At 71.0% G+C, this 13856-nt stretch carries 12 protein-coding genes; 6 read left to right on the forward strand and 6 right to left on the reverse strand.

Features of this window, described 5'->3' with window-relative positions; all coding sequences use genetic code 11:
* Window positions 1–9: 9 nt before the first annotated feature.
* Window positions 10–483, forward strand: a complete 474-nt coding sequence (locus ABIA36_RS15045; protein WP_369963327.1) for an OsmC family protein — start codon at window positions 10–12, stop codon at window positions 481–483.
* 39 nt (window positions 484–522) lie between these two features.
* Here the strand turns inward: ABIA36_RS15045 and ABIA36_RS15050 are convergent, their stop codons facing one another.
* From ABIA36_RS15050 to ABIA36_RS15060, 3 genes are read right to left on the reverse strand one after another with little or no spacing between them, the layout of a single operon-like run.
* Window positions 523–1293 (reverse strand): lysophospholipid acyltransferase family protein, encoded by a 771-nt coding sequence (locus ABIA36_RS15050; protein WP_369963328.1) that lies wholly within the window; start codon window positions 1291–1293, stop codon window positions 523–525.
* Between the two features lie 46 nt (window positions 1294–1339).
* Window positions 1340–2263, reverse strand: a complete 924-nt coding sequence (locus tag ABIA36_RS15055) for a hypothetical protein (protein ID WP_369963329.1) — start codon at window positions 2261–2263, stop codon at window positions 1340–1342.
* Window positions 2264–2283: 20 nt separating this feature from the next.
* Window positions 2284–3630, reverse strand: a complete 1347-nt coding sequence (locus ABIA36_RS15060; RefSeq protein WP_369963330.1) for an aminotransferase class III-fold pyridoxal phosphate-dependent enzyme — start codon at window positions 3628–3630, stop codon at window positions 2284–2286.
* 65 nt (window positions 3631–3695) lie between these two features.
* Here ABIA36_RS15060 and ABIA36_RS15065 point away from each other — a divergent pair, with 65 nt between their 5' ends.
* The 5 genes from ABIA36_RS15065 to ABIA36_RS15085 all read left to right on the forward strand — a co-directional run bounded on the left by ABIA36_RS15065 (window position 3696) and on the right by ABIA36_RS15085 (window position 10406).
* Window positions 3696–4670 (forward strand): FKBP-type peptidyl-prolyl cis-trans isomerase, encoded by a 975-nt coding sequence (locus tag ABIA36_RS15065; RefSeq protein WP_369963331.1) that lies wholly within the window; start codon window positions 3696–3698, stop codon window positions 4668–4670.
* The gene (dxr, locus tag ABIA36_RS15070; protein WP_369963332.1) at window positions 4670–5758 is read left to right on the forward strand and encodes a 1-deoxy-D-xylulose-5-phosphate reductoisomerase; all 1089 of its coding nucleotides are present in this window, start codon (window positions 4670–4672) and stop codon (window positions 5756–5758) included. Before ABIA36_RS15065 ends, dxr begins: the two co-directional genes overlap by 1 nt.
* A gap of 61 nt (window positions 5759–5819) precedes the next feature.
* Entirely contained in the window at window positions 5820–7157 is a 1338-nt protein-coding gene (locus ABIA36_RS15075; protein ID WP_369963333.1) for an RIP metalloprotease, read from the forward strand.
* Between the two features lie 86 nt (window positions 7158–7243).
* The gene (gene ispG, locus ABIA36_RS15080; protein ID WP_179609390.1) at window positions 7244–8380 is read left to right on the forward strand and encodes a flavodoxin-dependent (E)-4-hydroxy-3-methylbut-2-enyl-diphosphate synthase; all 1137 of its coding nucleotides are present in this window, start codon (window positions 7244–7246) and stop codon (window positions 8378–8380) included.
* A 259-nt stretch (window positions 8381–8639) separates the two neighbouring features.
* The gene (locus ABIA36_RS15085; protein ID WP_369963334.1) at window positions 8640–10406 is read left to right on the forward strand and encodes a proline--tRNA ligase; all 1767 of its coding nucleotides are present in this window, start codon (window positions 8640–8642) and stop codon (window positions 10404–10406) included.
* Window positions 10407–10445: 39 nt separating this feature from the next.
* Here the strand turns inward: ABIA36_RS15085 and ABIA36_RS15090 are convergent, their stop codons facing one another.
* From ABIA36_RS15090 to ABIA36_RS15100, 3 genes are read right to left on the reverse strand one after another with little or no spacing between them, the layout of a single operon-like run.
* A complete protein-coding gene (locus tag ABIA36_RS15090) occupies window positions 10446–11519 on the reverse strand; it encodes an aromatic acid exporter family protein (protein ID WP_369963335.1) in 1074 nt (357 codons plus the stop codon).
* A 34-nt stretch (window positions 11520–11553) separates the two neighbouring features.
* The gene (locus tag ABIA36_RS15095) at window positions 11554–12627 is read right to left on the reverse strand and encodes a winged helix DNA-binding domain-containing protein (protein ID WP_369963336.1); all 1074 of its coding nucleotides are present in this window, start codon (window positions 12625–12627) and stop codon (window positions 11554–11556) included.
* 43 nt (window positions 12628–12670) lie between these two features.
* Window positions 12671–13738, reverse strand: coding sequence for an App1 family protein (locus ABIA36_RS15100; RefSeq protein ID WP_369963337.1), 1068 nt, complete (start codon window positions 13736–13738; stop codon window positions 12671–12673).
* Window positions 13739–13856: the final 118 nt, after the last annotated feature.

The raw sequence follows: 13856 nt of genomic DNA on the forward strand, positions 1-13856 counted from the left end.
AATCGGACCATGAAGCTCGAGCACCGCTATGCGATCGACCTGCAGTGGACCGGCAACCGGGGGGAGGGCACCAGCGGCTACAAGGCCTACGGCCGCGACCACACGGTGAGCACCGAGGGCAAGCACCCCATCGAGGGCTCGGCGGACCGCGCCTTCTTCGGCGACACTGACCGCTGGAACCCCGAGGAGCTGCTGCTCGCCGCGCTCAGCCAGTGCCACATGCTCAGCTACCTGGCGGAGGCAGCGCGTGCGGGCGTGGTCGTGGTCGGTTACACCGACGCCGCGACCGGCGTGATGGAGCAGACGAACGACGGCGGCGGCCACTTCACGAGCGCCACGCTGCGGCCGAAGGTGACGATCGCCGATCCCGCGCAGGCCGAGCTCGCGGCGTCCCTGCACGCGCCGGCGTCGCAGAAGTGCTTCATCGCCGCGAGCGTCAACTTCCCCGTCGGCCACGAGCCGGAGACCCTGACGCTGGCCTGACGGCTGCGACATTCGGCGCGAATCGCGCCGGAGTGGGCGCTAGAGGCGCTCGGGGCGGAACGCGCGCTTGACGCGCTCGACGGTGTTCGCCGGCGGCGACTCGTTGTAAACGCCGGCGAGCTCCTGGCCGGTGAGGGCGTGGATGGCCGCCATGATCTCGTCGGTCGCCTGGCGCCGCGCGCGGCCGGACTCCGCCGGGCCGTAGTGCGCGACGTCGATGGGTTCGCCGAACGCGATGGTGATACGCCGCACGCGCGGGAACTTCGCGCCGACCGGCTGCACCTCGTTCGTGCCGATCAAGCCGACCGGGACGACCTTGGCCCCCGTGGTCAGCGCCAGCCAGCCGATACCGGTGCGCCCCTTGTAGAGGCGGCCGTCCAGCGAGCGGGTGCCCTCCGGGTAGAGCGCGAACGCGGCACCGGTGTCGATGATGCGGCGCGACTGCTCCAGGGCCTCCTGGGCGGCCTGGCCGGCCCCGCGCTTGACGCCGACGGCGCCGATCGCGGTGAAGAACGACCGCGAGACCGCGCCCTTGAAGCCGGTGCCCTCGAAGTAGTGCGACTTGGCGAGGAACTGCACCCGGCGGGGGGAGATCATCGGGATGACCAGCGAGTCGATGAACGACAGATGGTTGCTGGCCAGGATGATCTTGCCGTGCCGCGGCACGTTGCGGGCGCCGATGACGCGCGGCCGGTAGATCAGGCGCAGCAGTGGTGCGACCACGCGGCGGCCGATGAAGTAGGTCAGTCCGGGGCGGGGGAGGACTTCGGCCTCCGCTTCATGCCCGCCGTCGGGCGCTGTCAGACTCACAGAACGAGGGTAATCCCGATCGTATGCCGCGAGGGGCATGCGATCCTCAACTCTCGAACGGGCGCAGCGGCGCGCATCCCCAGCCTCCCGTGTAGATCAAGCAGGGGAGCTGGAGGCCCGGGTACCGCACGCTGCGCGGGTCGCCGAACCAGCTCGTGTACAGCCGCGAGAAGTTGAGGTTCCCGAACGCCGAGCAGGCGTCGCCGGGGCCGGTCGGGTGCGCGACGGTCTGCTTGTCGGGCTGGTACGGCGTGTAGTTGTACAGGTTCGCCGTCGCCTGGTTCACCACCGTGACCGTGCTCGCCCCGCAGGTGGCGTCCGGATGGTACTGGATGCGGTTCGTCCCGACCCGGTAGCGCCAATCGGACGGGTGCGCGGTGTACTCGCGGAACTGCCAGGCCGCCCGGTAGAGCTGGTTGAAGAAGCCGAAGTAGCGCGTGTCGCAGGCGGCGGTGTCCGGGCACGCGTACCCGGTGGCCTTCTGGTAGCCGGAGGCGCTCGGCGTGGTCAGCAGCGACTGCTCCTTCTGCAGCAGCACGAGGAGCACGCGCGGGCTGATCGTGCACGCCTGCGCGATGCGCACGATGATGCTGCTGGCGCGCTCGTTCGTGCGTGCGGGGATGGCGGCGCACCGCTCGGCGGAGGCGGGGGTGCGCGGCACGTCCATGCGGAAGTCCGCCAGGCAGGGCGACGCGTCCTTCGGCGTGCAGGCGCGGCTGTCGAGGAAGCGCTGCACCTGGCCGGCCGTCATCGCGTACGGGTTGTAGAAGCTGTCGTCGCTGATGATGTCGCCGGGGTCGAACGCGGGCCGGGCCGGCGTTGCTGCCCGCGTCGCCGCCGCTCCGGTCGCCGTCGTTCCGGTCGCCGCCCGCGCATCCTCCGCGGGCCCGGCGCCGACGGCGGGAAGCGTCGCGAGTGCCGCCGCGGTCGCGAGGACCGCGGCGGCGAGCCGTCGGCGGGGGAGGCGCATGGGCTCCGTCTCCTGGCGGATCAGCCGAGCCGGCCGAGCGCCTCTTCGATCACGGTGGCGGCGTCGTCGACGAGCTCCTCGCTGATGACGACCGACGGCAACAGCCGCAGGACGCTGTCCCAGCTCCCGGCGTCGAGCGGGATGACGCCGTTGGCGGTCGCGTGCGCGAGCACGGACTTCAGCGCCTCCGGGTTGGGCTTCTTCGTGCCGGGAACGACCAGCTCGACGCCGAACATGGCGCCGACGCCGCGGACCTCGCCGACGACCGGAAAGCGCTCGGCCCAGTCCCCGATCCGCGCCCACAGCGCCTTCTCGACCCGCTTCGCCTCGGCGAGCAGGTCCTCCTGCTCGAACGCCTCGAAGACCGCGAGCGCGGCGGCGGTGGAGACCGGGTTGCCGCCGAAGGTGCCGCCGATGCCGCCGGGCTGGACCGCGTCCATGATCTCGGCGCGGCCGGTGACCGCCGCGAGCGGGAAGCCGCCGGCGATGCCCTTCGCCGACGTGATGAGGTCGGGGACGACGCCGTGGTGCTCGATCGAGTACCAGGTGCCGGTGCGGCCGATGCCGGCCTGGATCTCGTCCGCGACGAAGACGATGCCGTTCTCGGTGCAGTACTCGGAGAGGCGCTTGAAGTAGCCGGGCGCCGGGATGATGACGCCGCCGTCGCCCTGCACCGGCTCCACGAACAGCGCCGCGAGCTCGGTGGCGCCGATGTGCGTCTCGATGTAGTCGATGGTGCGCTCGGCGGCCTCCTCGCCCGTCATCCCCTCCGGGTCGCGGAACGGGTAGCTGATCGGGAGGCTGTAGATCTCGCCAGGGAACGGCCCCATGCCGGCGCGCTCCGGCCAGGGGCGGTAGGTCATCGCCATGGTCAGGTTGGTGCGGCCGTGGAAGGCGTGGTCGAGCGTCGCGATGGCTCGGCGGCCCGTGTACTTGCGCGCGATCTTCACCGCGTTCTCGACGGCCTCCGCACCCGAGTTGACCAGGATGCTGTGCTTCTCGAAGTCGCCGGGGGTGATCTCGGCCAGCTTCTCGGCGACGCGCACGTAGTTCTCGTACGGGGTCACCGTGAAGAGCGTGTGAGTGAGTTTCGCGGCCTGCTCGGCGGCGGCCGCAGCGACGGCGGGGTGGGCGTGGCCGATGGTGGTCACGCCGATGCCGCAGCCCAGGTCGATCAGCCGGTTGCCGTCGACGTCGACCAGGATCGCGCCGGACCCGGACTCCATGTAGATGTTCGCGAGCGTCCCGGCGCCGCGGCTCACCGAGGCGACACGCCGCTGCTGCAGTTCCACCGAGCGCGGGCCGGGGAGCTCGGTGACGACGTGGCGGGACTGGGGGACGGAGAAGTCGCGGGTCATGTCCTCCATCGTATGGGCGTTGTTCCGGCGTCCGTTCAGCGGGGACCTAGGTGGATGAGGCAGACTGGCTCCTCGTGCGCAGATCCCTCTCCGTCCTCACAGCCGCCCTCGTCGTCGCCGGCCTCGCCGCCTGCAGCTCCTCGTCGCCCAGTCCGTCCGCGTCGAGCACCGCTGCCGCCGCGACCTGCCAGAACGTGAAGTCGGGATCCTCCTCCGATTCGATCAAGGTCTCTGGGGCCTTCCTGAAGACCCCTGAAGTAACCGTCCCGGCCCCGCTGAAGACCAGCGACCTCGAACGGACGGTGGTCATCAAGGGCAAGGGCAAGGAGGCCAAGGCCGGCTCCAGCATCGACATCGCCCTCGCCGCCTACAACGGCACCACCGGCAAGTCCCTCACGGCCCCCGCCGGTTTCGACGGCCAGGCGACGCAGTCCATCACGGTCGACGACAAGACGTTCGTCCCCGGCCTGGTGCGTGCGGTGGAGTGCCTCCCGGTCGGCTCGCGCGTGGTGCTCACCGCCCCGGCCAAGACCGCGTTCGGCAACGCCGACATCTCGCAGCTCAAGCTGACCTCGAAGGACACCGTGGTGTTCGTCGCCGACATCGCCGACATCGCCCCGACCCGGGCCAACGGCACGCCGGTCGCGCCGACCCCCGGCTTCCCGACCGTCAAGGACGACGCCAAGACCGGCGAGCCGAGCATCACCATCCCGAAGGCCGACCCGCCGACCGAGACCAAGATCGCCGTGCTCAAGCAGGGCGACGGCGAGACCGTGCAGTCCGGCGACACCGTCACCGTCCAGTACAAGGGGGTGCTCTGGAGGAACGGCCAGATGTTCGACTCGAGCTGGAGCCGCAACCAGGTCGCGACCTTCCAGACCACCGGCGTCGTCAAGGGCTTCCAGAAGGCCCTCGAAGGCCAGAAGGTCGGTTCCCAGGTGATCGCGATCGTGCCGCCGGCCGACGGCTACGGCGCGCAGGGTTCCGGAGCGATCAAGGCGACCGACACAATGGTGTTCGTGATCGACATCCTGAAGACGAGCCGCTGATGCCCGCGCGCCGCGTCGTCATCCTCGGGTCCACCGGCTCGATCGGCACGCAGGCGCTCGACGTCATCGCGGCGAACCCCGACCGCTTCGACGTGGTGGGGCTCACCGCCGGGCGCAACGCCGGCCTCCTCGCCGAGCAGGCGGAGCGGTTCGGCGTGCGCGAGAAGGCGCTCGGCGCGGACGACGCGGTGCGGCTCCTGCACACAGTGCAGGCCGACGTGGTGCTCAACGGCATCACCGGCTCCGTCGGGCTGGGGCCGACGCTCGCGGCCCTGGAGACCGGCGCGATGCTCGCGCTTGCGAACAAGGAGTCGCTGATCGTCGGCGGCGCCCTGGTCAAGCAGGCGGCGGCGCCCGGACAGCTCGTGCCGGTCGACTCCGAGCACTCGGCCATCGCCCAGGCCCTGCGCTCCGGCACGGCGGACGAGGTCCGCCGGCTGGTGCTGACGGCGTCGGGAGGCCCGTTCCGCGGCCGCTCGCGCGACTCGCTCCGCGACGTCACGCCCGCCGAGGCCCTCGCGCACCCCACCTGGGACATGGGACTGGTCGTGACGACTAACTCGGCGACGCTGGTCAACAAGGGCCTGGAGGTGATCGAGGCGCACCTGCTCTTCGACGTCCCGTTCGAGCGGATCGACGTCACCGTGCACCCGCAGTCCGTCATCCACTCGATGGTGGAGTTCGTGGACGGCTCGACCATCGCGCAGGCCTCGCCGCCCGACATGCGCCTCCCGATCTCGCTCGGCCTCGGGTGGCCGGACCGGGTGCCCGGCGTCGGCGCGCCGCTGGACTGGACGCAGGCGCACACCTGGACGTTCGAGCCGCTGGACGACGAGGCGTTCCCCGCTGTGGCGCTCGCCAAGCGCGTGGGCGCGGCGGGCGGGACGTACCCGGCGGTGTTCAATGCGGCCAACGAGCAGGCGGTGGCGGCGTTCCACGCGGGAGCGATCGGCTACCTGGACATCGTGGAGACGGTGGAGCGAGTCGTGGACGAGCACGAGCCGGCCGGCGAGCTGACCCTGGAGTCGCTGGCGGAGGCGGAGCGCTGGGCCCGGGCGACCGCCGACGCGCACCTCGCCGGCCGGTAGGCATCGCACCCGCATAGCTTTCGTGCGGCTCTCTCCAAGCGTCCGCCGCTAGCCTGGGGACGTGGATTCCGTGCTGCTCTTCGTCCTCGGCGTCGTCATCATCCTGGTGGGCGTCGCGCTCTCGATCGCGCTGCACGAGATCGGCCACCTGGTGCCGGCCAAGCTGTTCGGCGTCAAGGTCACCCAGTACATGATCGGATTCGGCCGGACGCTGTTCTCGTTCCGGCGCGGCGAGACCGAGTACGGCGTCAAGGCGATCCCGCTCGGCGGCTACATCTCGATGATCGGGATGTTCCCGCCCGGCAAGGACGGCGGGAGCGGCCGCAACGCGACCACCGGGTTCATGCAGGCCATGGTGCAGGACGCCCGCACCTCCAGCGCCGAGACGGTCGGTGAGGGCGAGGAGGGCCGCACCTTCTACCGCCTGCCGGTCTGGAAGCGCGTCGTCATCATGTTCGGCGGCCCCTTCATGAACCTGCTCATCGCGGTGGTGCTGTTCGGGGTGCTGCTGATGGGGTTCGGGACGGCGCAGAACTCGCTGACGGTGGGAAGCGTGAGCCAGTGCGTCGCGACCAACACGGCGGCCACGACGAAGCAGACCTGCAGCCCGAGCGACCCGAAGGCGCCCGCCGCGGCGGCCGGAATCAAGCCGCGCGACACCATCGTGAGCATCGACGGCACGAAGATCACCTCCTGGGCGCAGTCGACCGCGATCATCCGGCAGTCCGCCGATCGCCCGCTCACCGTCGTCGTCCGACGGGACGGCAAGGACGTGGCATTGACGCTTACCCCGACGACCACCACCGTTGCCAAGCTCGACGCCAACGGCCAGGTGGTGAAGGCCGCGGATGGGAGCGCCGAGACGCTCAAAGCGGGCTTCGCCGGGATCGGTTCCGTGCCGGAACTCGTCCCGCAACCCATCACCTCCGTCCTCCCGGCAGTTGGCGCCCAGACCGCGGCGGTCGTCGGCGTCGTCATACACCTGCCGCAGCGCATGGTCGACGTCTGGAACGCGGCGTTCGGCTCCGCCCCGCGCGACCCGAACGGGCCGCTCAGCCTGGTCGGGGTCGGCCGCGCGGCGGGGGAGTTGACCGCTCTCAACGGCGTGCCCGTGGTCGACAAGGTGTACTCGATGATCGGCATCCTGGCGTCGCTGAACATCGCGCTGTTCGTGTTCAACCTGATCCCGCTGCTGCCGCTCGACGGCGGCCACATCGCGGGCGCGCTGTGGGAGGGCTTCCGGCGGTCCATCGCGAAGCTGTTCAAGCGCCGCGACCCCGGACCGGTCGACATGGCGAAGCTCATGCCGCTGACGATGGCGGTGGTGGTCGTGCTCGGCGGGATGAGCCTGCTGCTGATGTACGCGGACATCGTGAAGCCGGTCAACCTGTTCGGCTGACCCCCGCACACACTCCGTTCACTCGACGCCCAGGAGCTTCCCACTCGGCCGCGTAGGATTAGCGGGTGGCAGCAATCAACCTGGGGATGCCCAAGGTCCCCGAGACCCTCGCACCCCGTCGCAAGTCCCGTCAGATCCGTGTCGGAAAGGTCCTGGTCGGCGGCGACGCCCCGGTCAGCGTCCAGTCGATGTGCACGACGCCGACGACGAACATCAACGCGACCCTCCAGCAGATCGCCGAGCTGACGGCCTCCGGCTGTGACATCGTGCGCGTCGCCGTGCCGAGCCGCGACGACGCCGAGGCGCTGCCGATCATCGCCAAGAAGAGTCAGATCCCGGTCATCGCCGACATCCACTTCCAGCCGAACTACGTCTACGCGGCGATCGACGCCGGTTGTGCGGCCGTCCGCGTGAACCCGGGCAACATCCGCAAGTTCGACGACCAGGTCGGCAAGATCGCCGCCTACGCGAAGGCCGCGGGCGTCTCGCTCCGCATCGGCGTCAACGCCGGCTCGCTGGAGCCGAGCCTCCTGCAGAAGTACGGCAAGCCGACCGCCGAGGCGCTGGTCGAGAGCGCCGTCTGGGAGGCCAGCCTCTTCGAGGAGCACGACTTCCACGACTTCAAGATCTCGGTCAAGCACAACGACCCGATCGTGATGGTGAAGGCCTACCGCCAGCTCGCCGAGCGGGGCGACTGGCCCCTCCACCTCGGCGTGACCGAGGCCGGCCCGGCGTTCCAGGGCACCATCAAGTCCGCGACCGCGTTCGGCATCCTGCTGTCGGAGGGCATCGGCGACACCATCCGCGTCTCGCTGTCCGCGCCTCCCGCCGAGGAGGTGAAGGTCGGCCTGCAGATCCTGCAGTCGCTGAACCTCCGCGAGCGCAAGCTGGAGATCGTCTCCTGCCCGAGCTGCGGCCGTGCCCAGGTCGACGTCTACACCCTCGCAGACAGCGTCACCGAGGGCCTCCAGGGCATGAGCGTGCCGCTGCGCGTCGCGGTGATGGGCTGCGTCGTCAACGGTCCCGGCGAGGCCCGTGAGGCCGACCTCGGCGTCGCGAGCGGCAACGGCAAGGGCCAGATCTTCGTCAAGGGCGAGGTCATCAAGACCGTCCCCGAGGCCGAGATCGTGGCGACCCTCATCGAGGAGGCGAACCGCATCGCCGCCGAGATGGAGGACGCCCAGGTCGCCTCGGGCGAGCCCACCGTCACCGTCGGCCACTGACCCGGCCCTCGCGCCACCGCGGGCTCGGCACTAACTCCGGAGTCCACGGCCGATCCGGCCACGAAATCCGGAGTTACGGTCATCCCCACGGCGTGTCGGCCGAACTCTCCGGAGTTGCTGACCGCGTCGGCTCATCCGGAGAATCGGTCCGACACGCGGCGTGAGTGTCCGTAGGTACGGAGATCGGCGCCGGGCTCGCCCGATTCTCCGGAGGAACGGACGGCGGGGGCGGCCTCCACCGCACCACTAACATGGAACGGTGCCTACTCGCCTGACGAACTACTTCCTCCGCACCCTCCGTGAAGACCCCTCCGACGCGGAGGTGACCAGCCACAAGCTCCTCGTGCGCGCGGGCTACATCCGCCGCCAGGCGCCGGGCATCTTCGCGTGGCTGCCGCTGGGACTGCGGGTCAAGGCGCGCATCGAGCAGATCATCCGCGAGGAGATGACCGCGGCCGGGGCGCACGAGGTGCACTTCCCCGCGCTGCTGCCGCGCGAGCCCTACGAGGCCACCGGCCGGTGGGAGGAGTACGGCGACGGCATCTTCCGCCTCAAGGACCGCAAGGACGCCGACTACCTGCTCGCCCCCACGCACGAGGAGGTCTTCACCCTGCTGGTGAAGGACCTCTACTCCTCGTACAAGGACCTGCCGCTCTCGATCTATCAGATCCAGGACAAGTACCGCGACGAGGCGCGTCCCCGCGCCGGCCTGCTGCGCGGCCGCGAGTTCACCATGAAGGACGCCTACTCGTTCGACTACACCGACGCGGGCCTCGACACCAGCTACATGGCGCAGCGCGACGCCTACGAGCGCATCTTCAGCCGCCTCGGCCTCGACTACGTCATCGTGCAGGCCGACGCCGGCGCGATGGGCGGCTCGCGCAGCGAGGAGTTCCTGCACCCCACTCCGGTCGGCGAGGACACCTTCGTCCGCTCGGCCGGCGGCTACGCGGCCAACGTGGAGGCCTTCACCACGCTCGCCCCGCCCACCCGCGGCTACGAGAAGCTGACGCCGCAGGAGGTGCTCGACACCCCGGACACGCCCACCATCCAGACCCTGGTCGACGTCGCCAACGAGAAGCACCCGCGTCCGGACGGCCGCGCCTGGACCGCGGCGGACACGCTCAAGAACGTCGTCCTGGCGCTCACGCACCTGGACGGCACGCGCGAGCTCGTCGTCGTCGGCCTGCCCGGCGACCGGGAGGTCGACCTCAAGCGCGCCGAGGTCGCCTTCGCGCCCGCCGAGGTGGACGCCGCGACCGAGGACGACTTCCGCAAGCACCCCGGCCTCGTGAAGGGCTACATCGGCCCCTGGTCGGCCGAGGGCCCAGTGCTCGGCGAGGAGGCCGCCACCGGCATCCGCTACGTCGTCGACCCGCGCGTGGTCGACGGCTCCGGCTGGATCACCGGCGCGAACGTCGAGGGCAAGCACGTCTTCGGCCTGGTCGCCGGCCGCGACTTCGCCTGGGACGGCACCGTGGAGGTCGCCGAGGTCAAGCCGGGCGACCCCGCTCCGGACGGCTCCGGCCCCGTCGAGCTCGCGCGCGGCATGGAGATCGGCCACGTCTTCCAGCTCGGCCGCAAGTACGCCGAGGCCCTGGGGCTGAAGGTGCTGGACGAGAACGGCAAGCTCGTCACCGTGACGATGGGCTCCTATGGCATCGGCGTCACCCGGATCCTGGCGATCATCGCCGAGGAGAACAACGACGACAAGGGCCTGGTCTGGCCGGCGGCGGTCTCGCCGTTCGACGTGCACGTCGTCGCCGCGGGCCGGGAGGCCGTCGCGTTCGAGGTGGCCGAGCAGGCCGCTGCGGAGCTGGAGGCCGCCGGGCTCGAGGTGCTGCTGGACGACCGCCCCAAGGTGTCGCCCGGGGTGAAGTTCGGGGACGCCGAGCTGATCGGCATCCCGCGCGTCCTGGTCGCCGGCCGCGGCGCCGCCGACGGCGAGGTCGAGCTGTGGGACCGCCGGAACGGCGAGCGGTCGACGCTCCCACTGGCGGAGGCCGTCGCAGCGCTGACTGCCTGAGCGAGTCTCACGACGCCGCCTGAGCCCCCACGGCGCGGCTCAGGCGGCGTCGTCGTCTCCGGTGATCTCCGCGTGGATGCGGCGGAGGTCCTCCATGAGCGAGCCGATCAGCACCCAGTGCAGCGGGTTCGGCGTGCTGATGACGAGCGGCGCCGTCAGCACGGGGATGCCCGCGGTCTCGGTGCCCGGCTCGACGGCGGGGGCGTCGGGGTCGCGGGAGAGCAGCCGGAGGTCATGGGCGGAGCGCTCCAGCTCGTCGGCGATGGCCGCGATGGTCGGCTCCTCCGCGAGGCTGTCGTCGTAGTGGTCGTGGAAGGCGCGGGTCATGCCGAGCGACCGCGTGATCAGCGGGCGCAGCCGGGCGAAGAGCTGCTGGTCGTGCTCCAGCTCGACGCGATGCTTGGCCTGCCGCGGATTGAGGGTGAGGCTCTCGTCGGCGGCGTTCAGCGCGGCCTCCGCCTTCTTCTCCATCGGGCGCAGCAGGCGCGCCTCGATCAGCAGAGCGTCCCGCTCGCCGGGCGTGGGCCGGCTGGTGAGGGCGACGGCGAGCCGGTCGAGCGTCGACGCGATCTCGCGGCCGAGGTCGAGCACTGCGGTGCGCGCCGGTCCGGTGAGCACGGGCGGGACGATCGCGATGTTCACGATGACGCCGATCGCGGCGCCGAGCACGGTCTCCACGATGCGGGCGACCGCGTACTCCGGGTTCGTCGCGCCGAGCGAGAGGACGAGCATGACGCTGATCGGGATCTGGTTCGCGGTGCCCGGCGTCAGCTTGAGCGCCCAGGAGATGACGAGGGACGCGACGATGGCGAGCAGCACGATCCAGGTGTTCGCGCCGAACAGCAGCCCGACGACGTAGGCGATGATGACGCCGAAGATCACGCCGATCGAGCGCTCGATCGCGCGCCCGACGGATTGGTTCACGCTCGGCTGCACGACGAGCAGGGCGGCGATCGTCCCGAACACCGGCAGCTCGCCGGGGAAGAGCACCGCGGCGAGGCCCCAGGAGATGATCATCGCCGTGGCGGTCTTGGCCACCTGCAGGAAGGGGAGGCGCGTCGAAGACCGGATGTTCGCGGGGAGGGTGAGGGGTACCCGGAACGTCGAACGCACGGTTCCAGCGTAGTCGGAGCGGGGACGGCGCGAGTCAGCCGGCATAGCGCCGATAGGCCGCGGCGGCGCGATCGGCGGCCTGCTGCTGCGCCGCGCTGAGCGGAGCGAACGGCTCGATGTCCACCGCATCGGACTTGCCGCGCCGCCAGGTGCCCACGATGCGCCCGCGGGCCACCACGATCGGCTGGAACACGCCGTTGCCGCCGGGCACGATCCGCTGGAAATACTCGTCGTCGAGCACGAGGTCGCGCCGCTGGTATCCGAGCAGGTACTCGTCGAAGGCGGGCAGGAGCTGGACGGCCTCCCGCTCCCGGCGCGACTCCGCGAGCCCCGCAGCCCGGTCGGCCAGCTCGGCCGTCAGCAGGTACTCGACCCCGTCGACCTCCAGCGCGGTGATCCTGTCGCCGAGGACCGCCCGGGCGGTCTTGGCTCCCGCGACCGTGCCCTTGGTCCACCACACGAAGTCCTTCACGGTCGCCGGGCCGTGGCCGCGCAGGTAGCGGAGGAGGAACTCACCCCACGCCTCGTCCGGGTCGAGCTGCCGGGCGGCCGGCGCCCACTCGTCCAGCAGCACCAGCGCCTGCTGGGTGCGCAGCGTCGGCCCCCAGCAGATCAGCCCGGTCTGCGCCAGGTAGTAGATGAGGTGGTAGCCGCGCTGGCCCGCCGTCGCGATGCCGTGCGCCTCCCACAGCTCCGTCAGCTCGGCCCGGCCGATGCGGCCGCCGCCGGCGAGGGCGTCGGTGACCAGGTCGCGGGCGCGGGCGAAGTCGGGCGTGTCCAGTTCGAGCTGCTTGTGCCGGGCGGCCAGGCCCGCGATCATCCGGCCGGTCGTCACGCCGAGCATCCAGCGGAGGTCTTCGGGCGGGACGAAGTGCAGCGTTCCGCGCATCGGCCAGGACCGCACGATGCGCCCGGCGTCGAGGTCGGCCAGCACATCGGCACGGGTGGCGCCGCCGGTGCGCACGCCGAGCGCCCAGGAGCCCGCGGCGAAGTCCTGCGCCTGCACGGCGAGCATCCGGCGGGCGACGTCGGCGGGGGTGGCCTCCCGGTCGCCGTCGATCGCGTGGGCGAGGCGGCGCAGGCGCAGCAGGTCGGCGCGGGAGGTCATGGACCCAGTCTGGCTCAGGCGGCCGACACGTCGCGCGCCCGGCTCAGGGCAGCAGGCCGTGCTGCTTGAGCTGGTCGCTCAGCCCCGCACCGTCGGGAGCGTAGACCCACGGCGCGCCGGAGAACTCGCTGTGCTTCTCTGCCTTAGAGCGACCACCGGCGAGGACGGCCTCACTGTTGGAGAGCTGCCGGATGGCGACACCGGCGACGTTCTCCGGGTGCTCGGTGGTGAACTCGCCGTAGAGCGTCTCGTCGTGCTGACCGTCGTCGCCGATCAGCAGCCACTTCAGCCCGGGGAACTCGTCGGCCAGCCGCGACAGGCTGGTGCGCTTGTGCTCGCGGCCCGAGCGGAAGAACCGGTCGTGCGTCGGCCCCCAGTCGGTGAGCAGCAGGGGACCGGCGGGGAAGAGGTTGCGGGAGAGGAACCGGGTGAGGGTCGGGGCGACGTTCCAGGCTCCGGTGGAGAGGTAGATCACCGGGGCGCCGGGATGCGCGGTCGCCAGCCGCTCCAGCAGCACCGACATCCCCGGCGTGGGCACGCGCGCGTGCTCGTCCAGCACGAACGTGTTCCAGGCGGCGAGGAAGGGCCGGGGGAGCGCGGTGACCATGACCGTGTCGTCGACGTCCGAGATGATTCCGAAGGTGGCCTTGGGGTCCACGATGTAGACCGGCGCCTCGAACACGCGCGCGGACTCCGGCGTGGTGAGCTTGACGGTGTGCCAGCCCGGCGTGAGCTGCACGGGGAGCACGGTGTCGATGACGCCGCCGCGGTCGGGCCGCACCTCGTGGTGCGCGCCGTCCACCTCCACCGTGACCGTGACGTCGCTGACCGGCACGCTGACGAACGAGCGCCAGCCGCGGATCGACTCCTCGCGCTTGCGGTGCTTGCGCTCGGCGCGGCTGCCGGGCCGCGGCTCCTTCGCCAGCACGACGCGCCCGAGGATCCGCACCCAGGTGGGCGAGCCGTAGCCGGTGTACGGGACGATGGTCGCCAGGAACCCGCGCCGGCGGGCGCGGTGGGCGCGGAACTCGTGGAACGCGTCCTCGACACGCGCTGCGCGGTGCATGATCGGGTCGACGCTCGCGCTGCGCTTGGCTGGGGTGGCAGTCATAGAGGTACCAGTTTCTCACGGAGTGAGGGTTCGCTCAGACGCAGCCCCCAGATCTGGGGTGAGGATTCTTCGGTGTGTCGGAGGAATTTCCCCAGCAAAGGTGAGATTTCCACAATAT

The organism is Leifsonia sp. EB34 (genome assembly GCF_041260585.1).
Taxonomy (GTDB): domain Bacteria; phylum Actinomycetota; class Actinomycetes; order Actinomycetales; family Microbacteriaceae; genus Leifsonia.